Origin of the sequence: Luteitalea pratensis, assembly GCF_001618865.1 — a bacterium.
Taxonomy (GTDB): Bacteria; Acidobacteriota; Vicinamibacteria; order Vicinamibacterales; family Vicinamibacteraceae; genus Luteitalea; species Luteitalea pratensis.
In genome coordinates, this window is sequence record NZ_CP015136.1 from 1,766,785 (window position 1) to 1,787,470 (window position 20,686).

Annotated in this window: 12 protein-coding genes; 8 read left to right on the plus strand and 4 right to left on the minus strand. The window is 69.1% G+C overall.

What is annotated here, in order from left to right; translation table 11 throughout:
- The first annotated feature begins 25 nt into the window (after positions 1-25).
- The gene (locus LuPra_RS07230) at positions 26-2,839 is read left to right on the plus strand and encodes a protein kinase domain-containing protein (RefSeq protein WP_110170129.1); all 2,814 of its coding nucleotides are present in this window, start codon (positions 26-28) and stop codon (positions 2,837-2,839) included.
- Between the two features lie 298 nt (positions 2,840-3,137).
- The gene (locus LuPra_RS07235) at positions 3,138-3,989 is read left to right on the plus strand and encodes a sigma-70 family RNA polymerase sigma factor (RefSeq protein ID WP_110170130.1); all 852 of its coding nucleotides are present in this window, start codon (positions 3,138-3,140) and stop codon (positions 3,987-3,989) included.
- A 6-nt stretch (positions 3,990-3,995) separates the two neighbouring features.
- On the opposite strand, the gene LuPra_RS07240 is transcribed toward LuPra_RS07235, so the two are convergent.
- Entirely contained in the window at positions 3,996-5,393 is a 1,398-nt protein-coding gene (locus LuPra_RS07240; RefSeq protein ID WP_110170131.1) for a hypothetical protein, read from the minus strand.
- A gap of 108 nt (positions 5,394-5,501) precedes the next feature.
- Entirely contained in the window at positions 5,502-9,077 is a 3,576-nt protein-coding gene (locus LuPra_RS07245; RefSeq protein WP_162271320.1) for a DUF7133 domain-containing protein, read from the minus strand.
- A 73-nt stretch (positions 9,078-9,150) separates the two neighbouring features.
- Here LuPra_RS07245 and LuPra_RS07250 point away from each other — a divergent pair, with 73 nt between their 5' ends.
- The 4 genes from LuPra_RS07250 (at position 9,151) to LuPra_RS07265 (ending at position 14,441) form a co-directional block, all read left to right on the plus strand.
- Positions 9,151-10,098: a ThuA domain-containing protein gene (locus LuPra_RS07250; RefSeq protein ID WP_234800773.1), complete on the plus strand. Its 948-nt coding sequence runs from the start codon at positions 9,151-9,153 to the stop codon at positions 10,096-10,098.
- A gap of 111 nt (positions 10,099-10,209) precedes the next feature.
- A complete protein-coding gene (locus LuPra_RS07255) occupies positions 10,210-11,889 on the plus strand; it encodes a hypothetical protein (RefSeq protein ID WP_110170133.1) in 1,680 nt (559 codons plus the stop codon).
- Positions 11,886-13,244 (plus strand): OprO/OprP family phosphate-selective porin, encoded by a 1,359-nt coding sequence (locus LuPra_RS07260; RefSeq protein WP_110170134.1) that lies wholly within the window; start codon positions 11,886-11,888, stop codon positions 13,242-13,244. The genes LuPra_RS07255 and LuPra_RS07260 overlap by 4 nt, the downstream gene beginning before the upstream one ends.
- Positions 13,245-13,526: 282 nt before the next feature.
- Positions 13,527-14,441, plus strand: coding sequence for a metallophosphoesterase family protein (locus tag LuPra_RS07265; RefSeq protein ID WP_110170135.1), 915 nt, complete (start codon positions 13,527-13,529; stop codon positions 14,439-14,441).
- A gap of 203 nt (positions 14,442-14,644) precedes the next feature.
- Here LuPra_RS07265 and LuPra_RS07270 read toward each other — a convergent pair whose 3' ends face one another.
- Positions 14,645-15,469: a class I SAM-dependent methyltransferase gene (locus LuPra_RS07270; RefSeq protein WP_110170136.1), complete on the minus strand. Its 825-nt coding sequence runs from the start codon at positions 15,467-15,469 to the stop codon at positions 14,645-14,647.
- Between the two features lie 3 nt (positions 15,470-15,472).
- Positions 15,473-16,771, minus strand: a complete 1,299-nt coding sequence (locus LuPra_RS07275) for a metal-dependent hydrolase family protein (protein ID WP_234800774.1) — start codon at positions 16,769-16,771, stop codon at positions 15,473-15,475.
- 92 nt (positions 16,772-16,863) lie between these two features.
- Here LuPra_RS07275 and LuPra_RS07280 point away from each other — a divergent pair, with 92 nt between their 5' ends.
- Positions 16,864-18,252, plus strand: coding sequence for a GDSL-type esterase/lipase family protein (locus LuPra_RS07280; protein WP_110174569.1), 1,389 nt, complete (start codon positions 16,864-16,866; stop codon positions 18,250-18,252).
- A gap of 7 nt (positions 18,253-18,259) precedes the next feature.
- On the plus strand, positions 18,260-20,662 hold the full coding sequence (locus LuPra_RS07285; RefSeq protein WP_110170137.1) for a DUF2235 domain-containing protein: 2,403 nt from the start codon (positions 18,260-18,262) through the stop codon (positions 20,660-20,662).
- Positions 20,663-20,686 lie beyond the last annotated feature (24 nt).

Below are 20,686 nucleotides of genomic sequence, written 5' to 3' on the forward strand. Positions count from 1 at the left end.
AGCCTGCACCCCAGAGTCATCGCGCGTGAACACGCCTGCTTCGATCGCGCACTACCAGTTGCTCGAGCTCATCGGCCAGGACGGGCCGGTCGAGACCTGGCGTGCCCGTGACGCCCGGCTCCAGCGGACCGTGGCGATCCAGGTGCTGCGTCGCGGCCCGAACACGACGCAGGAAGCGATCGACCGCTTCCGGCGACAGGCCCACGTCGCCTCGCTCGTCACGCATCCCCACATCTGCGCGGTGCACAACTGGGGAGAGGACGACGGACAACCGTACGTTGTGCGCGAGCTGCTGTCGGGCGAGCGCCTCGACCAGTTGCTGGCGCGCGGCGCCCTGGCGCCCGATCGCGTCCTGGAGTTGGCCATCCAGCTCACCGGGGCGTTATGCGCCGTCCACCGGCGTGGCCTGGTGCATGGACAGCTGCGGCCGTCGCACATCCGGGTCACCGCCGACGGGCACGTGAAGGTCCTCGGGCTCGGGACGGCCGTGGCCGATCCCAATGCCGCGGCACCGGATCTGGGAGCCTTCGCGACGACCGCGGTCGACATCGAAACAGCGGCCCCGTTTTCGGCGCCGACGGAGGCCGATCCGTACCTCTCGCCGGAACAGGTGGCAGGGCATCCGCCGGTCGCGGTGAGCGATGTATTTGCGACGGGCGTGCTGCTCTACGAGATGGCGACCGGCACAGCACCATTCAGCGGCGCCACGGGGGCGGAGTTGTCCAGGGCCATCCTGTCTACGCCCCCCGTGCCGGTGAGGCGCGTCAACCGGCGCGTTCCCGCGGCGCTCGCCGAGCTGATCGAGCGCGCGCTCGCGAAGGACCCGCACCAACGCCAGGGATCCGCACAGGAGCTTCTCGACGCGTTGCGCGACGCACGTCGCGGCAGCGGTGTGCGCTGGCGTCCTGGCACGTGGGGCTGGCGCCATTCCGCTGTCGTGGCCGGCGCCCTGGCCGTCGTTGCAGCGGGTGGATTGCTGGCGTGGTCAGCCGGTTGGATTCCCAAGGGGCCGGCGCGCGCCCGCAACACGGTCCTCCTGAGCGACATCGTCAACGGCACGGCCGATCCGGACTTCCAGGGCACATTGCGGCAGGCCGTCGGCGTCTACCTTGGCCAGTCGCCGTACCTCGACATTGTGTCCGAGGAGCGCATGCGCGCCGGATTGCAGTTGATGGGACGGACCGACGAGATGGCGCTCACCCATGACGCCGCCGCGCAGTTGTGCCAGCGACTCGCCGTGCAGGCCATGCTCGAGGGCAGTGTATCGGCAGTCGGACCGAATACGGTGATCAACCTGGTCGCCACCGACTGCGAGAACGGCACGACCATCGCCCGCGAACAGGCCGAGGTCCAGCGCAAGGAAGATGTCCTGCGCCTACTCGGCACGCTGACTGCCTCGGTGCGCACGGCGCTCGGCGAGCCGCGGACCAGCCTGACGGCGCACAACGTGCCCATCGAGGATGCCACGACGCCGTCGCTCGAGGCGCTCAAGGCCTACACGGAAGCCGCGGCGCAGCGGGCCGCGGGGCGCGAGATGGACGGCATCCGTTGGCTCGAGAAGGCCATCGCCGCGGATCCGGGGTTCGCGCTCGCGTACACGACGCTGTCGACCGCATACGGTGGCCTCGGCGAGACGGGGCGCAGCGAGCAGTACGCGCGGCTGGCGTACGAGAAGGCGGCCCGCGTCAGCGAACGCGAGCGCCTCTTCATCGCCTACCAGTACCACGACCGTGTCACGGGCGATCAGCTGAAGACCCGCGAGGTGCTGGAGGTGTGGAGTCGCACGTATCCGCGCGACTACCGTGCGCCGAATGCGCTGGCGGTGCTTCTGAACCGGCTCGGTGACTTCCAGGCCGCGGCGGTGCAGGCCGAGGAGGCACGCCGGCGGAACCCGGCGCATGCCTTCCCGCTCTCCAACCTCGCGCACGCGCGCCGAGGACAGGGACGCTTTGCCGAGGCACGGTCTGTGGCCGAGCAGGCGATCGCGCAGCAACTCGAGACGGTGCCGATGCGCCGGCTGCTGTACCAGGTGACGTTGCTGCTCGGTGATCCGGCGACCGCGCAGCAGCAGGTGGCGTGGGCGTCGTCGCGACCGCGCGGATTCGACATCGTCGGCGCGCAGGCGCAGGATGCCGCGTTCCACGGCCGCCTCGACGAGGCGCGCGACCTGTTCGGGCGTGTGCTGGCTGCGGCCGAGGAGCAGAAATTCCCGCAGATCGCCTCGGGCTACCTGGCCTGGTCCGCGGTCACGGAGGCGCTGCTCGGGGATCGCACGCGTGCGCTGGCACAGGCGCGTGACGTGGCGCGCACCGCCACCGCGCCCGAACCCGCGCTCCGCGCCGCGCTGGCGCTGGCGCTGGCCGGCGCCCCGGACGAAGCCGCGGCCGTCGTCGAGCAACTGCGGAAGGTGCGTCCCGAGGACACGTTCCTGCAGGTCGCATACGTGCCGGCAGCGCGCGCCGCGACCGCGCTCGCTCGCAGCCATCCGGCAGAAGCGGTCGACACGCTGCGACCTGCGGCACCGTACCAGTTCGGCTTCATCGCCGCGCTCACGCCAACCTACCTGGAGGGCGCGGCCTATGCACAGGCCGGCGCCCACACCGAAGCGGCGCGGATGTTCCGGCTGGTCGTAGAACATCGCGGCACCGATCCGTTCTCTCCGTTCCTGCCGATGGCGCAGCTCGGGCTCGCGCGCGCGCTCGCCGCGGCCGGCGACCGCAACGGCAGCCGCCGGGCCTACGAGACGTTGATGGGATGGTGGGCGAACGCGGACAAGAGCATGGCGCTCGCGCCGCTGGTGGCGGCCGAGTACGCCGCTCTTTCGACGCCGACGTCATGAGAACGCCTAACGCCTCTAACGCCTAACGCCTACGGCCTACGGCATGCAGGCTGCAGCCTACAGGCACGTAGGCGTCGACCTTCCACCTTCGCCAAGGCTACGGTGGACACGTCGGGTCGACGCGCGCCGGCGAGGACACCGAGGAAAGGGGAACAAACAGGTAGCAACGAAGGGTCGATGAGCCCGTCGGGGCGCTGGTTCCGCGTATCGGGATAGCCCGGTGGTCGGCTGGCAGGTCGCCAGTCGGAAACCGAGCGCCCGGCGGGGCTCGGCGACGCATCTCGCGAGGCGACTCGACATGGCCTTCCGTTCCCCCTCGATGGTCCTGCAGGCACCGGCCGCGCCTGCGTGGCACGACACACCGCGACAGCGATTCCTCGACGCGTTGCCGATCGTCGGCAGCGTGATCCGCGATCTCGGGCGGCGATATCACCTCTCGCGCGACGAGCGCGAGGAATTCGCGGGCAACGTCAACCTGCGGCTCATGGACGGCGATTACGCGGTCTTGCGTCAGTTCCAGGGTCGCAGCAGCCTGTCCACCTACCTGCGGACCGTGATCACCCGGCAGTTCCTGGATGCGCGAGCGAAGGCGTGGGGCCGATGGCACCCCTCGGCCGATGCCCTGCGCCTGGGCCCGACGGCGGTGGCGTTGGAGCAACTGATCGCGCGTCAACGCCTGCCCCTCGAGCAAGCGATCGCGACGATGCGGTCGCGGGGGGAGACGCTCGAGGAGGGGAGATTGCGCGAGATGGCCGATCGGCTGCCGCGGCGCGCCTCCAGATGCCGGATCGTGGATGCCACCGCGCTCGAGTACGTAGCCGCGAGTGATCCGTCTCCTGAACAGGCGCTCGCCGACGAGCGCGCTGCCGACGCGCGCGCAGCGACGAGCGTGGCGCTGCGGCACGCGACCGCGGCGTTGACGGTCCGGGAGCAGATGCTGCTGCGGCTCCGCTACGAGCAGGGGGCCACGGTGGCCGAGATCGCGCGGATGCTGGGCGAGGACCAGAAGCCTCTGTACCGGCATCTCGAACGCGTGCTGGTCAAGCTTCGCCGCGCCCTCGAAGCGTGCGGTGTTTCTGCCGACCACGTCCGCGCGCTGACCACCATCCCCCTGGACGAATCTCGTGGCGCGGACGCCATCGCCTGCTGAGTGCCGTCATCGCCGCGGTGGCAGGCTGATGACCACGGCGCAGGCCAGGAACACCAGGGCGTGCAGCGTCCGCGTGGTCCACGCCGCCCACGGCCACGGATAGTCGAAGAAGGCGAAGTTGAGGCCGAAATAGATCCACGTGGCGAGCAGGAGTGACACGCGCACGGCACGGCCGTCGGCCTCCTCGTCGCGGGGCGCCCGCACCGCCCACCACGCGGCGACGCACATCAGCGCCAACGGGATGACCAAGTACGCCAGCCACCCGATCGATGGCGCGATCGCATGCTGTTCGTACACGAGACGCCGCATCGTCTTGCCGGCGATCGGCAGCAGCGTCACCGGCAGCGCGATCACCGCAGGCGCCCAGCGGCCCTCGGTCACGAGTGCGAGCGGGAGCACGCCCATCAGCAGCGACACGTCGGCGTAGCGGCCCAGTAACGGCACGTCGGTGAACTCGGCCATCGCCAGCGCGCTGACGTGCAGGGCCAGGCCGGCCCACTCGAGCGAGGACGGCAACGTGCGTTCACTAGTTGCAGTCCCCGTGTCGTCCGATCTTGCCGGAGCCGCATCGTGCACGACGAGATCGCGATTGCGCCACACGCCAATCGACACGGCCGCGCCCAGGACGAAGCCGAACGTCGTCTCCATTGTGTTCCACCAGTTCACGTGCGGGTCGATGCCGGGCCACCAGCCGCGGGTGAACACGTCCGGATTCCATGCGTGGTACGCCTGCAGGCACTGGCCGACGGGGAAGCCGAGGGCGCCGCCGAGCACGCCCCATCCGAGCAGTCGCAACGCCAGGCGGTCGCCACGCCAGTAGCCCACGTACGCGGCGAGGACCGCGAGGGCGAGGAGCAGGCCGCCCCATACTTCGTGCCGGGGCTGCAGGTCGATGGCCTCAGGACGCCAGTACCAGCTGGCGGAGAAGTAGAGGCGAGGCAGGAGACGCTGCGCCGGATCGAATGGGCCGTTGAGCAGCCAGACGCCAGCAGCGGCCATGCCCACCAGCGCCAGCATCAGCAGTGCCAGTTCGCGGGCCCGGTAGCGGACGCCACCAAGGCCCATGCCGAGGCAGGTGCCGAAGAAGCCGATCCAGAGCCCGCCCTTGACGGCAAGGCCGAGCAGCCCCCACCGCAGTGCCAGCCAGTTGCCGACGAGTGCGGCCTCCTGCGTCAGGCCGATCGTCTGGCCGTAGGTCATCGCGCCGCCGAAGCCGATCCCAATCGTGCCGAACGCGACGGCCCGCATGGCCCACGCCGCTGGCGCCCATGGCCTCACCAGCGACACGATCACCAGCGATACGAGCAGGCCGGCAATCATCGCGCCGGTCTCGTGCCCGTACTGCCCGCGGATGCCCCAGCCCATGGCGCCCGCTGCCGCGCCACTCAGGAGCAGGCGGGTCATTTCAATGCCTCATGCCTGATGCCTCATGCTTGAATCCCGAATCCCGCATCGCCTGTCGACCAAGGTCGACGGCTACGCCCTGAAAGTAGGTGGATGTAGGTGGCGACCCTACCGCAACCCGCTGAGGAACTCGATCAGGTCGCGCACCTCGCGCGGCTTCAGCACGAGGCCGAGCGGCGGCATCGCGGACACCGGGTCGGTCCGTTCCGCGATGTCCGCCTTCTTCAGCTGGCGCTGCGTCACCGGTATGCCCGCCAGCACGACGACCTCGGTGTCGGTCTCTTCCTTCAGGGTGCCGTCGACGCGGTCGCCGTTCTTCAGGGTGATCCCGACCGTGCCGAAGCCGGGGGCGATCCGCTTGTTGGGCTCGACGAGCGCCTCGAACAACTGGTCGCGCGTCAGCGTGGCGCCGATCTTCGAGAGGTCCGGGCCGACATCGGCGCCTCGGCCGCGGATGGCGTGGCAGCGCGCGCACTCGGCGAGCGGGTTCTGCATCAACACCTGCTGACCCTTGCGCGCGTCGCCGCCGGCGATCGAGCCGGCGCGGAACGCCTTGATCAGCGCGTCGGCCTGCTGCTTGCGCTGGTAGGCATCGAGGCGCTTCTGCAGCGGCGCGGATCCGTCGGCCTGCACGGCATCGACGAGGTCGATTTGGAGCACCGGCGCCATCGTGCCGGCATCGAGGTCATCGAGATACGTCGACAGCAGCTTACGAGATTCGGGGGACTTGAGCGTCCCGAGCGCCTCGAGCGCCCCCTGCTGCTCGGCAACGCCGCCCGTCTTCACGATCGCTCCGAGGTGCTGCACCTTGGCGGCCGCCGAGATCGGCAGCCCCGGCAGCAGGGCAAGCGCCGCGCGCCGCACCACCGGATCCTTGTCGGCCAGTGCGGTCTCCATCAGCGCGCCCATGTCGCCAGCCTTCATCTCCTGCAGCCCGCGCAACGACGCGGTGCGGACCAGGACCGACGGGTCAGACTTGAGTTGCGCCTCCAGCACCGGTGCAACAGCGCGTGCCTCCAGTCTCCCTGCGGCTTCGGCAAGGGCGACCTTCACCTCCACGTCGGCCTTGTCCTGCCCCTTCGTCTCGTCCACCAGCCGTTCGATCGCCGCACGTGCCGCCGCGGCGTCTCGGGTCGGGCTCGCAGGGGCCTTCGGGGCCGGCTTGTTCGCGGCGGCCTGTCCGGCAGCCGCCAGCACCACCCGAGGCTCGGCTGCCCGCGCATCCGCAGCCGCGCGACTTCCGTCGGCGGACTCCCGACGGGCGGCCAGGCTCGGCCCGGCGGCCACGGTCACCTGCGTGTGATAGAAGCCATCAACGCGATCCATCGGTGACGGCTGGTGCCAGACACCCAGCGCGGAGATGGCCTCGGTGCGCAGTTCGGATGGCGTCGCGGTGTCGCGCGCAAGCTGCTCGAGGCGCGCGACAGCCTCCGGCGTGCCGAGCCGCACATTGGCGTTGATGGCGCGCCGCACGAGTGGCTCGTTGGTCACTTTTGCAGTGCCGAGTCGCGCCGCGAGTTGCGCAATCGCTCCCGGGATGCCGCCATCGTCGTTGATTGCGCGCGCCGCGTCGGTGGCGACCCCTTCATCGGCGTCGGCGAGGAACCGCGCCACCCCACCATGATGCAGCCGGCGCAGTGCCACGACGGCGGCGCTGCGCACGCTCTTCGAGGCGTGCGACGCCAGTGCCTCGAGGGCCGCGGTGTCGCCAATGGCGGCAAGGGCCCCGGCGCCCGTGTGTTGCAGCCATTGGTCGCGCCCATCGTTGGCCGCGAGCATCTCGACGATTGCGGCGCCCGCGGGCCGATAGGCCAGACGGCCGAGGGCCTCGGCGGCGAAGAAGCGCGCACGCGGCTCGGCGTCCTTCAACAGGGGAACGACGCGATCGGCGGCGGCCGCGTACCGGACGTCGCCGATCAGGCGAGCCGCCTGGGCCCGGATCTCGGCGTCGGCATCGGTGAGGAAGGCCACGAGTTCGGCCGCCTGTGCCGACTGCTTGCGCGACAGTTGCGCGACGCCCCAGAGGCCGTGCAGTCGTGCGTGCAGGTCCGCGCGATCGCGCGCCGCGAGGAGGAGCGCCTGCACGTCGCCGCGACGTACGAGGTCGAACTGCGCCTTCTGCCGCACCCGCATGTCGACGTGGCGAAGCAGCGCGGCGACGTCACCGGCGGGCCGCTGCGCGAAGTCCGCGCGCAGCAGGTCCTGCACCTCCTTGCGGATGGCGCTACCGGCCGCGGCCGGCGTGTCCAGCTTCCAGAGCCGGCCGTTGTTCTTCGAATCCCAGCCCGTGATCCAGTCGGTGAGGTACAGCGCCCCGTCCGGGCCGATTTTCATGCCGACGACGAGCACGCCCTTGGTGAGGACTTTTTCGTCCTTCTTCTTGAAGCCGGCGCCGTCTGGCGAGAGGGTGAACCCGTAGACGCGCGCATTCGGCGCGGCGCCAGGGAAACTCGAGACGAAGAAGTAGTCCTTCCACGCATCGGAGAGCGCCGTCCCCGGGTTGTAGACCATGCCCGAGGGCCCGGCATACCAGTTCTCGATCGGCGCGAGGATGTGCGCCGCCTGGTTCTCCGGACGCGGCTTGAAGTACGACTCGCGCATCCACACGTTGTAGCGGTTGTTCTTCGCGTCGGTGTACTTGCCGTACTGCCAGTTCGATCGCCAGCCGCTGTCCGATCCGTAGGGCAGGTAGACGAGGCGTTCCTTCTCGCCGGGATGATCGCCGTCGTTGTCGACCGAGATCAGGTTGCCGCGATCGTCGAAGGAGAACTCCTGCAGGTTGCGCGTGCCGGTGGAGAAGACCTCGAAGCCCGATCCGTCCAGTTCGGACCGCATCACGGCGCCCTGGTTGGGCACGCTCCACGTCTTGCCGGCCTTGTCCACGAGATGCAACCCGATGTCGCCGACCTCCCAGTACAGGCGGCCGTCGGGGCCGAGCGTCACGCCGGAGACGCCATGACCGCCGAAGGCCGGGTGGGTGTTGAAGCCCTCGCCGATCGTGGTGCGCTGGTCGAGCACGCCGTCGCCGTCGCTGTCGCGCAGCCGGTAGACGCCCGGCGGGACACCCGCGATCACGCTGCCGTCCTGCAGCAGGATGCCGCCGAGGATGTCAAACGCCGGGTCCTCGTTGAATCCCTCGAAGACGAGGCGCGATTCGTCGGCACGCCCGTCGCCGTCGGTGTCGCGGATGCGGTAGATCCGCTCCTTGTACTCCTCCATGTCCTTGATGTCGCGGGACCCGTCCTTGTTCAGGTCCGCGATCCACGCGTTCTTGTCGCTGTTGGCCGGCGCCATGACCTTGCGGTAGAAGGCGCGCAGGTCCTGCATGGACTTCAACGTGTGGACGGTGGCCATCCAGTCCTGGTGCTGACGGATGTCGAGCGGCATGTTGTTGCGGCTCGTGCTGGTCACGTACAGCGTGCCGTCGGGCTCGAGGTCGATCGCGACAGGATCGACGAGCAACTCCTCCGACGCCCACAGCGACAACTCCACACCCTCGGGAAGTTCGACCGAGAGTTTGGCGCGGGCGTCGGTCGCGAGACGCGTGACCGCGGCCTTGTCGAGACGCGTCGTCTCGCCCGGTGTCGCGGGAGGAGCGGACGGAGGCTGGGCCCCGCGCAGCAGCACGCTGGAAGCGAGGGACAGCCCGATCAGGGCGGCAAAGGACGGCCAGCGGGAACCCATGGAATGTGCCTGATTTCTATCACGACTCGCCAGGCCCGCCTCGATTACCATACAGCCGACCCAAGGAGTGCGGATGAGACAGACGTTCATTGGCCTGATGGTGACCGTTGCCGTGGCGGCGACGATGGCGGCGCAAGGTCCGGCGCGCACGAAGGTGATGCTGCTCGACGGCGAGAGCGGGGGGCCGTATCACAAGTGGCAACTGACGACGCCGCTGATCAAGAAGGCGCTCGAGGAGACCGGCAAGTTCGACGTCACCGTCGTCACGGCTCCCGCGGTGACCGGCGTGTTGACCGACTTCCGGCCGGATTTCGCGGCCTTCAAGGCCGTGGTCTTCAACTACGACGCCCCTGACGAACGCTGGCCCGAGCCCTTGCGCGCCGCCTTCGAACAATACGTCTCGGCAGGTGGCGGTGTCGTCATCGTGCACGCGGCCGACAACGCGTTCTCCGGATGGAAAGCCTGGAACGACATGATCGGGGTGGGTGGCTGGCGTGGCCGGACGGTCGCGTCGGGGCCGTACTGGTACTACAAGGACGACAAGCTCGTGAAGGACACCGCCGATGGCCCCGGGGCGTCGCATGGTCGTCGCACGCCGTACGCCATCAAGACCCGCGCGGCCGATCACCCCGTCATGAAGGGCTTGCCGGCGACGTGGATGCACCAGGGCGACGAACTCTATGCGCACTTGCGCGGGCCCGGCACCAACATGACCGTCCTCGCCACCGCCTTTGCCGATCCGGCCAACAACGGCACCGACCGTGACGAGCCGATCCTGATGGCCAGTACCTTCGGCAAGGGGCGTACCTTCCACACGGTGCTCGGTCACGACATCGTCGGGATGAGCTGCGTCGGCTTCGTGGTCACGCTGCAGCGGGCGACCGAATGGGTGGCGACCGGTGCCGTCACGCAGAAGGTGCCGACGTCGTTCCCGACGGCGACCACCGTCAGCTACCGGGCCGACCTGGCGGCCCTCGATCCGAACTACGCGCGCGGGCTGAATTCGCTGGACGCGAAGTAGGCCGCTGCAGGGGTTGGTAGTAAACTTGTCCACCGGTCGCGGGCGCGCGACGTTCGTCCATGCGCCCCGCCGCACCGATGGAGGCGTCGCGTTCCTTGCGACGCACGCACCATGGCCGATGGCACGGACGCGCCCGAGCGTGTCACCGTTGTACCGTCGCGGGGGCATGCAGAGGTCGGCGGCGAGAGTCCTGTGTCCCCGATCGACCAGGACGCCCTCAAGCTCGAGAAGAAGCGCAGCAAGGTTCGAGCGGCGTGGATCGCGTTTGTCGGCCGCATCCTCGCCCAGCTCATCGGTGCGGTCGCCACGGTGGTGCTGGGCCTCTACGTGGTGCGGACGTTCGGTGTCGAGGGACCCGCCAAGCGTGGCGCCACGCCGCCATCAGCCGTAGCCACGGTCACGCCCGCCGCGTTGCGCCGGCCTGCCCTGGTGGTGTTGCCCTTCCAGGTCTACTCTCCTTCGAGCACGGACCAGAGATTGAGCGATGGGTTCACCGAGGCGCTCATCGCCGACCTGTCGGGTATCCCTGATCTCCGCGTGGTCTCACGAACGTCGTCGATGTACTACCGCGGCACCAGCAAGAAGCTTCCCGCCATTGCCAGGGAGCTCGACGTGGATCTCGTCGTCGAGGCATCGGTGGCGCGGCAGGCGAGTCACGTGCGCGTGACCGTGCAGTTGATCGAGGCCGCCAGTGACTCGCACGTGTGGTCGCAGACCTACGACAGGCGGACGGGGGATGTCCTCGCCCTGCAGGCCGACCTGACGCGCGCCATCGCACAGGAACTGCGTGCGGCGATCGTGCCGCGACAGGAGCGTGCGGTGGCCGAGCGGGCTGGTCTGCCCAACGACGTCACCGGGGAGTACCTGCGCGGCCGGACCGCGTTCGACCGCCGCTCTCCCAGTGATCTCGCGTCGGCGACCACGCTCTTCGAGCGCGTCGTTGCCCGCTCCCCGGCGTTTGCGCCGGCGCATGCCGCGCTCGCGGCCACGTGGTGCCTGCGGGCGCTCGATGCCTTTGGCGCGCCGGCGGCACGCGAGGCGCTCGACAAGGCCGAAGCGTCGGCCCTCGAGGCACTTCGTCTCGACATGTCGAATCCCGACGCCCATTTCGCGCTCGCCGTCGTGCGCCATCGCCGCGACTGGAAGTGGGGCGACGCCGAACGTGAGTTCCTGCGGGTGTTCGAGCTGCGCGAGAGCCACGTGACGGCGCACCAGTGGTACTCGATCTTCCTGGCCGAGCAGGGCCGCCACGATCAGGCGGGGCAGCAGGCGGCACGCGCCCTGGCACTGGACCCGACCTCCGCCTCTGTGCATCGCACCGCCGGACTGGTGGCGTTGTACGGCCGCCGCCTCGACGCCGCGGAAGTCGCCCTGCGGCGATCGCTGACGCTGGAACCCTCCGCAGGCGTCACGCGCCTGCTACTGGCCTCGGTGCTGCTCGAGCAGGGCAAGCATGAGCAGGCAAGAGCGATGGCGACGGTCGTTCGCGATGTGGAACTGCAGGATCAGCGCCTCGCGCTGCTGGCGCACGCCGCCATGCGCGTGGGCAACACGGCGGCGGCAACACGGTACCGCGCCGAGATCGCGGTCCTGCCGGGGCCGCGATCGCTGATGGCGGAAGCGCGCATGTGCGCAGCCGTCGGCGACACGGACGCCCTGGTCGCGACAGCCGCGCGCGCCGTCGAGCAGCGCACGCCACTGGCGGCCGCCCTGAAGGTGCATCCGCTCTTCGAGCCGGTCCGCCAGGCCGTCGCCTTCCAGGCCCTGATGCGCAGGGTCGGCCTTTCATGAGCCGAGCCGTACGATGGGGCGCGACCCTGTGTGCCCTCGGGCTCGTCGTCGCAACTACGGCGCCCGTGTACGCGCAGGGTGCCGAGGGGACCCAGGGCGCCCCACAGGGGCAGACGCCCGCGAATCCGCCCCCGGGCCAGGATCCGGCGAAGCCGGACGGCGACGACCAGAAGAAAGCGAAGCCGGTGGGGTTCCGGTGGAACAAGGGGTTGTCCCTGCGCCTGGGTGAAGCCGGGCACATCGACTTCAAGGTGCGCCTGCAGGGAGACCTGCAGGACTCCGAGGGGCCTACCGGCGACGACGACGACCCCTCGTTCGACTTCGCCCGGCGCCGCGTAGGCATCGAGGGCGAACTGTTCGACCTGATCGAGTTCCAGGTCGAACGCGAGCTCACCGGTGACGAGCCCTGGCGTGACGTGTATGTGAACGTGCGGCCCGTGACCAGCGTGCAGTTCCAGGGTGGGCACTTCAAGCTACCGTTCAGCCTGGACCAGAACACCGGTTCCACGAACCTCGACTTCGTCTACCGATCGCTTGCCGCGCGCCAATTGGCGCCGGGCCGCGACCCCGGCGTGATGGTCCACGGCCGCGTCTTGCCGCGCCGCGTTCTGCGCTACGAGGCCGGCGTGTTCAGCGACGACGGGCGCAACGCGCGCACCAACAACCCCGACAAGGTCTGGGGCGGCAAGACCATCGCGGGTCGCGTGGCCGTCCAGCCGTGGCGCACGTTGGAGTCGGTGCTCGAGGATCTTCAGGTAGGGGTCGCGGCCACCAGGAGCGATGTGCCGGAAGGCATCCCGTCCTTGCGCGGCCAGGCCGTGCTCGGCGCGGTGTTCTATGACCCCGAAACGCCCGTCCTCGGCCTGCGTCGCCGCACGGGTGTCGAGGCGAGGTGGCGGCCGGGGCCGTTCTCGCTCAAGTCGGAGTACATGCGCGTGACGACGGCGCGCGAAGGTCAGAGCGTGGAGTCCACGGACCTGTCGCCGCTGCTCGGCTCCGGCTGGTACGTGAGCGGCACGTGGGCGTTGACCGGCGAACGCAAGGCAAGCGGGCTCGACGAACCTCGACGGCCGCTGTTCCAGGGCGGTATCGGCGCAATCGAACTCGCGGCACGCACCGAAGCGCTGGACTTCCGCAGCACCGGCGAGGGCGAGGCGTTCAGTGGCCCGCGCGCCGACGTGATCCCACCGATCGCCGACCGGGTGTTCACCTTCGGCATCAACTGGTACCTCAATCGCTACCTGAAGGTGCAGGCCAACGTCGTCCGGGAATCGTTTTCCGACGCGGAACGCAGTCCGACACCAGGCGATCCAGTAATCGTGAGCACGCTGTTACGTGTCCAGCTCACGCTCTGACGACGAAAAACCTTTCGTGATCGCGTGCATCGATCCGCTGCCGGCGGCATGGATAGGATGGCAGCTATCGAACGACAGGTGCCTTGCGGGGACGATTCGTCGTATCCTCTTGACGTTCCGAATACCCGCAGCACCAATGCACCACAAGCAGCCGTTTCCCCATGATCACTGCGCGGGGGCCCGCAGGGTCGTCCGCGTGCACCCGCGCGTCCGCGCGGTCTCGTTCTTCCAGGACATCGCGACGCCGCGACGGGACGTGACGGTGTCTCGTTGATCGGGTTGGTGCGACAGCAGCGCCTGACGACGCTCGCCGCCGCAATCGTCCTGGTACTGACCGCGACGCTGAACGGCGGCTGTGACAAGCCGTCCAGCACGCAGACGGCAGTCTCGCCGACGGCGCCGTCCTTTCCGGGTGCGTCGATCTCGGAAGCAGTCCTGGTTGGCGCTGGCGACATCAGCATGTGCGGGCAGCCGGGCGCGGAAGCGACGGCGAAACTGCTGGACGACATTCCAGGCACGGTGTTCGCCTCCGGCGACAACGCCTACATGAAAGGCAGTGTCGCCGACTTCCAGTGCTACGACCGCACCTGGGGTCGCCACAAGTCGCGCACGTATGCCTCTCCCGGCAACCACGAGTACGAGTCGGGGGGCGCGTCGCCGTATTTCGACTACTTCGGCGAGCGCGCCGGCCCCTCCGGGCTCGGGTACTACGCGTTCGATCTCGGTGGCTGGCACGTCGTCTCGCTGAACTCGAACGTGCCGATGGGTGAGGGCTCGGCGCAGCTGGCGTGGCTGCGTGCCGAACTGCAGCGGTCGCGCGCGACGTGCGTGGCCGCCATCATGCACCACCCCCTCGTCAGTTCCGGCCCCAACGGCGACAATCCGCAGGTGCGCGAGGTGTGGCGCGCGCTCGTCGACGCGGGCGCCGACGTGGTGATTTCCTCACACGACCACCTCTACGAACGCCACGCGCGCATGGACCAGGATGGACGCCCGTCCCCGCGCGGGCTGCGCCAATTCACCGTCGGCACCGGTGGCGCCACGCTCTACCGATCTGGCGGCGGGATGCGCCCGACGACTGAGGCCAAGGCGATGGTGTGGGGCGTGATCAAGTTCACGCTGCTGCCCTCCAGCTACCGATGGGAGTTCGTGTCGGTCGACGGCATCCTGGACGGTGGCATCGACATGTGTCAGTAGGGCGGATCGCGGATCGGGAATCGGGAATCGGGCACCGGGAAGCGCCGAAGGTAGCGCCGGAGACTGTCAGTCTCGACGAACGTTGAACGCCGAACGCCGAACGCAGGTAGCGCCGGGCTGTCCCAGCCCGGCGTTGTAGCCGTCGACCTTCAGGTCGACGGTCAGTGATATTCCCGGCAGATCGCGATCCCGCGCGTCAACGATTAGCGCGCGATGCGCGTGGCGACCCACACGGACGCACGCCTCGCCTCGGTTCGCGTTCCCACCAGTCGGTCACCGTCGAGGCGCGCCACCACTGAGGCATCGCCCACGGCGAAGGCGAGTTCCGGCCCGCTGACCGTGCCGCCCTGGATCGTGCTGCCTGCTGGGCCCACGATCAGGCCGGTCACCTTCTGGAAGTGCTGATCCAGGCGAAGCGTCGGCCCACCCTTCACCTGCCAGTCGCCGCCGACCTGTGCCGGCACCACCCATGACTGCGCCGTGCACCACGCGTCGCAGTCGGGCCGCGTGACGCGGTCGTCGGCGGGCCATTCCGGGAAGCCGAACGTGTTCGAGACGATGCGCGTGCCGGGGCGCAGCGCCAGGATCCTGGGCTGGAGCCGCTGCATGGTCTCTGCAAGCAGAAAGACGACCATCACGGTGGCATCGGCGATGTCGGCCTCGAACATGTCGCCTTCGACGAACGTGACACGGTCCTGCACGCCGGCCTCGATGGCCCGCCGTTTCGAGAGCCGGACCATCTCGGGGTTGTACTCGACGCCGCGCGCTCGCGCGCCTCGACGGGCCGCCGAGATGACCATTCGCCCATCCCCGGATCCGAGGTCCACCACGACGTCCTGCGGAGTCACGCGCGCCAGGTCCAGCATCACCTCCACCATCGCTGCCGGCGTCGGCACCCAGACGACGTCCTTGCCGGGCAATGCAAACTGCGGATCGAACTGCTGCGTCGCCTGGGCGATGGCCGTCGCCGGTAGCAGCAGCACCAGCGCGAGGCCCAGTCCCACGCTCCCGCGGTCTCGTCTGGCCATGCGTCACTCCCTCCGCTGCACGACGACCTTGCCGCCGACCATCACGAAGCGCACCTGCTCGAAGGCCTTGATGTCCTGCAGCGGATTGCCGGGCACCGCGATGATGTCGGCCAGCATGCCGGTCTCGATGGCGCCGCGGTCGCTCACGCCGAGGGCCTCGGCGGCCACCGTCGTCGCGCTTCGCACCGCCTCGATCGGCGCCATCCCGAGGGCCACGTAGACCCCGAGCTCACGGCCGTTCTGCCCATGCGGGTACACCGCCGCGTCGGTCCCGAGTGCCACCTTCACGCCGGCGGCAATCGCCTTGCGCAGGCTCTCGCGCATGATCGGCAACACGGCGTCGGCCTTGGCCCGGATGAGTGGCGGCAGGGCGTCCCTGTTCAGCGCGTCGGCCAGGTAGCTGGTGGGCACCAGGTACGTGCCACGCTCCTTCATCATCGCGATCGCCTCGTCGTCGAGGATCGAGCCGTGCTCGATGGACGTCACGCCGGCGCGCACCGCGGCCTTGATCCCGACCGTGCCGTGCGCGTGCGCCGCGACCCGCAGTCCGTGGAGTGCCGCCTCCTGGACCACCGCGGTCATTTCCGCCTCGCTCAACTGCTGTGCGCCGACGGTGGCGTCAAACGACAGCACTCCGGCAGTGGCGCAGATCTTGATCACCTGCGCGCCGTGCTTGATCTGGTAGCGGACTGCCTTGACGACTTCGTCAGGGCCATCCGCGACGCCGGTGCGCCAGTCGCGTTCGGCCACGCCCGGCGCGAAGCCGGTCGTATCGCAGTGACCGCCGGTTGCGCCGATCGAGTGGCCGGCGCTCACGATACGTGGGCCCGGTACGAACCCTGCGGTGATGGCCTTGGCAAGGGCGATGTCACTGAAGTCCTGGCTTCCTAGGTTGCGCACCGTCGTGAACCCGGCTTCCACCGTGGCGCGCGCGTTGCGGGCGCCCCGCAGCGCGGCGTCGGCAGCCCCCTCGGTCACCTCGCGCATCACCCAGTTGCCCTCGATGTCCATCGTCAGGTGCGTGTGCAGATCGATGAGTCCCGGCGCGAGCGTCACGTCGCCGAGATCGACCACTCGGGCGCCGGCAGGCGCCGCACCGCCGACAGCGGTGATCTTCCCGCCCTGCACGATGACCACACCGCCGTCGACGATCCGGCCGCCGCGCACGTCGAGCAGCCGCGCTGCCCTGAGCACGGTGATTTCCGCCTGGCGGCCAGGGTCCTGGGCAGCGGCGGGAACGGTTGAACCGGACAGCACCACTGCGATCGCAATAGTAGAGACGAGACCAGACACACACGTCATGCAACGAGCTCCTTGGCGAAGGCGCCAATCATATGCTCGGGCTCGCGACCGGCATCGCTGGCGGCAACCTCTCTCCGGTATCCTCTGTCCCCATGCGTACCAGCCCCCTGTTCCGTGGCCTCGTGTCGATCGTCCTGTTCGGCAGCCTGTGGACCGCGCCGGGTCTCACGTCCCCGGCCCTGGCGCAGGCAGTCACGGCGCCGGCGGTTGCGCCCGACCGCTTCGACATCCCTGCCACCGACGACGGCCTCCCGGGCATGGGACCGTTGCGCCGCTACACGTGGTTCCGCAAGTTGTGGCACGACAAGCGGGAGAAGTGGGCGACGGAGGTGGCACAGGATCAGGGCGCCGTGGTGTTGCTCGGTGACTCGATCACCCAGGGCTGGAACGACCGCTTGCCGGCGGCGTTCCCGGCAATGAAGGTCGCCAATCGCGGCATCAGCGGCGACACGACACGCGGCGTGCTGATCCGGCTGAAGGACGATGTCCTGGCGCTCAACCCGGCGGTGGTCGTGCTGCTCATCGGTACGAACGATCTCGAGGAAGGCGCCCGGCCCGACGTGGTCGAGAGCAACACGCGGTTGATCCTCGCGGCGCTGCGCGACCACAACCCGCGCATGCCGATCGTCCTGTGCCAGGTGTTCCCGAGCTCGGCGAAGATGAAGCGCCCGTCGCCTCTCATCAAGGACGTCAACGCTCGCCTGCTCCTGCTCGTGAAGAACGATCCGCAGGTCACTCCTGTCGACACGTGGCGACTGTGGGCCGACGCGGACGGCGATGCGCCGATTGCGGAGTTCCCCGACCTGCTGCATCTGAACGATGCCGGCTACGCGCGCTGGGCCGCGGCGTTGCGTCCCGTGCTGGAGTCGCTCGGCGTGCTCGCGCCGGTGACGCAACCGTTCACCGCCGAACCCGGCTTCGAGGTGCTGTTCAATGGTCGCGATCTCACAGGCTGGGGCTATCGCGCGACGACAGAGGAGGAGAAGGCGGCGGCTGCACGGTGGCAGGCCAAGGACCCGAACGCTGCGGTGTGGCCGTTTGTGACCGATCCGGTCAGCTTCGACGGCCGCACGACGAGCCTGGACGAACGCTGGCGGGTGATCGGCGATCGCATCGCTGCCGTCACGCCGGCCGAGTACCGCAAGGTCTCGCAGTTGTGGACGACGAAAAGCTTCGAGGGCGACTTCGTGCTGAAGCTCGAGTTCCGCGCCACTCCGTACGCTGACGGCGGTGTGTTCCTGCGTGGTCCGCAACTGCAGGTGCGCGACTACCGCCTGTCGGGCCCCTACACCTCGCTGGCGAGCTATCGTCCGCAGGACTGGAATGAACTCGTCGTCACCGTGAAGGGCGAGACCGCCGAGGTGACCTGCAACGGCGAGGTGATCGAGAAGGCGTTCAAGCTGCCGGCGTCCGGTGGCATCGGGCTCGAGGCCGATCGCGGCCAGATGGAGTACCGCCGGATCCGCATGTCGCGACCGTGAGGCTCGCATGCCCACAGACTCCCAGCCGACGTTCACGCCGCGCAACCTGGTCGTGCTGTCGGATGGCACCGGCAACAGCGCGGCCAAGTTGCAGAAGACCAACGTCTGGCGTCTGTACGAGGCGCTGGACCTGACATCGGCGCACCAGGTCGCCTTGTATGACGATGGGGTCGGCACGGCCTCGTTCAAGCCGATCGCGATCCTCGGTGGCGCGTTCGGGTACGGCCTGAAGCGCAACGTCCTCGACCTCTATATGTTCCTGAGCCGGGCCTATCGTGCCGATCCGGCCGATCCGGCCGTGCACGATCGCATCTACGCGTTCGGGTTCAGCCGCGGCGCGTACACGGCCCGGGTGCTGGCCGCGTTGGTTGGCAGGGTGGGCCTGATCGAGACCGACTCGGAGTCGGAACTGCGGCGTCTGTCCTTGTGGGCGTATCGCGCTTATCGCGCCGACCGCTTTCCACACTCGTGGCCCGTGCGGCTCGGCCGCCGGATCCGCGACGTGCTACTGCGCGCGTGGGACCGCATGCGTGGCAAGACCCTGTTCGATCCGGAACGCACGAGGAAGGTGGACATCGAGTTCCTCGGCGTGTGGGACACGGTGGCGGCCTACGGATTGCCGGTCGACGAGCTGACGCGCGGGTGGGAACGGTGGATCTGGCCGATGCTGCCGAAGGACCGGCGGGCATCGACCCGCATCAAGCGTGCGTGTCACGCGCTGGCCCTGGATGACGAGCGGCAGACGTTCTTCCCGCTGCTGTGGACCGAGCACGAAGAGCCACAGAACGCCGCGTCGACGCACGTCGACGAGGAACGGGTCACGCAGGTGTGGTTCGCGGGCATGCATTCCAACGTCGGCGGCGGGTATCCGGAGGACACGCTGGCGCTGGCGCCGCTGGCGTGGATGGCCGAGCAGGCACGCAAGCGCGGCCTGCGCTTCCGATCGGCGTTGTGTGGCCCGGCCGGGCACATCCCATCCGAGTGGGTGGAGCGCGCCGCCGTCACGGCGCCCATGAGCGACTCGCGGCGCGGACTTGGCGTCTACTATCGCTACCATCCACGGCCCGTGGAGCGCCTCTGCCACGACACCCACGCGGACGTGTACGTGGATCGGCCGAAGATCCACGAGAGCTTGCTCGAGCGCATCCGCCAGGACGTCGACGGCTACGCGCCGGTCGTCCTGCCCGAACGCTACGCGGTGGTTACCGCCGACGGCCGCGTCCTGGACGACGAGGACGCCAGCGGGACACCGACCCCCGATCGCGCCAATCCGTACGAACATCCGACGCAGCGGCATGCCCGCCGGCTGCGGCAGGAGCAGGCGCTCAACTCGGTGTGGTGGCGGCGCGTGGCCTATTTCCTCACGGTGGCGGCCACGTCGGTGCTGGTGATCATTCCGCTGTCGCCGGGCCGCGATCACTTGACCTGGCTCGGCGCGCAGGAGGCAACACTCGCGTCGGTCGTGGGCCTGCTGGATACGGTGCTGCCGGCCTTCCTGGCGCCGTGGCTGCAGTACTACCAGCAGCGGCCGTTCCAGCTGTTTGCCGGCGCGGTGGTGGTCCTCGCGCTGATTGCGTGGAGCTTGCGGCTGAAGGTCGTGGCCGTCGATCGGATGCGCGCGATCTTCCGCGAGCACGGCATGCACGCGCAACCCGTGCCACCGGTCAGTTCACCGACGGACTGGATCTATCGACTGCGTTCGAGCACGGGCTACCGGCGAACCTTCCACTTCATCTCCTACCACCTGTTCCCCAACCTGTTCGGCATCGGGATGCTGGTGCTGCTGGCAGGCGTGCTGCCATTGCGCACGGTCTTCGAGCTGCGGAGCCGGGCCGGGTTGCTGCAGGCCTCGACGTGTGCACAAGCAGAGCCGGCCGGATTGACCCGCAATGCGGGCACGTTCGCGCTCTGGCCGCACCTGCTGTGCAACGGGACTGGCATGACCGTGGAAAAAGGCCAGCGCTATCGCGTCGAGATCGCCCTGCCCGAGGCCTGTGCGGACGACGCGCTGGCCCCGGCCACGACGCGGCGTACGGGCGCCTGGTCCGACTGGAAGATCCCGGTCGCGAGCACGCAGGGCTTCTCCTCGCTGGACGTGCCGGGTGGCTCGGCGATCCACAAGATCGCCCTGACCCTGGCCATCCCGCTGCGCCGCGCGGTCACCGACAACTGGCTGGCGCCGGTCGCGGAGATCGGCACCACGAATCCGTTGCGCATCCCGCTGGTGGACGACACGTTCGTCGCCGGCCAGGACGGCCCACTCTCACTGTGGGTCAACGACCTCATCGTCCCGTGCCCCGCGTGGGATTGCTTCTATCGCAACAACGCCGGCGGTCCGGCCACCGTGCGGATCACGAAAGCGGAGTCCCCGGCGCAGCCGCCGCTGCGCGCGAGGCACACGTGTCAGTAACGCCTAACGCCTAACGCCTCATGC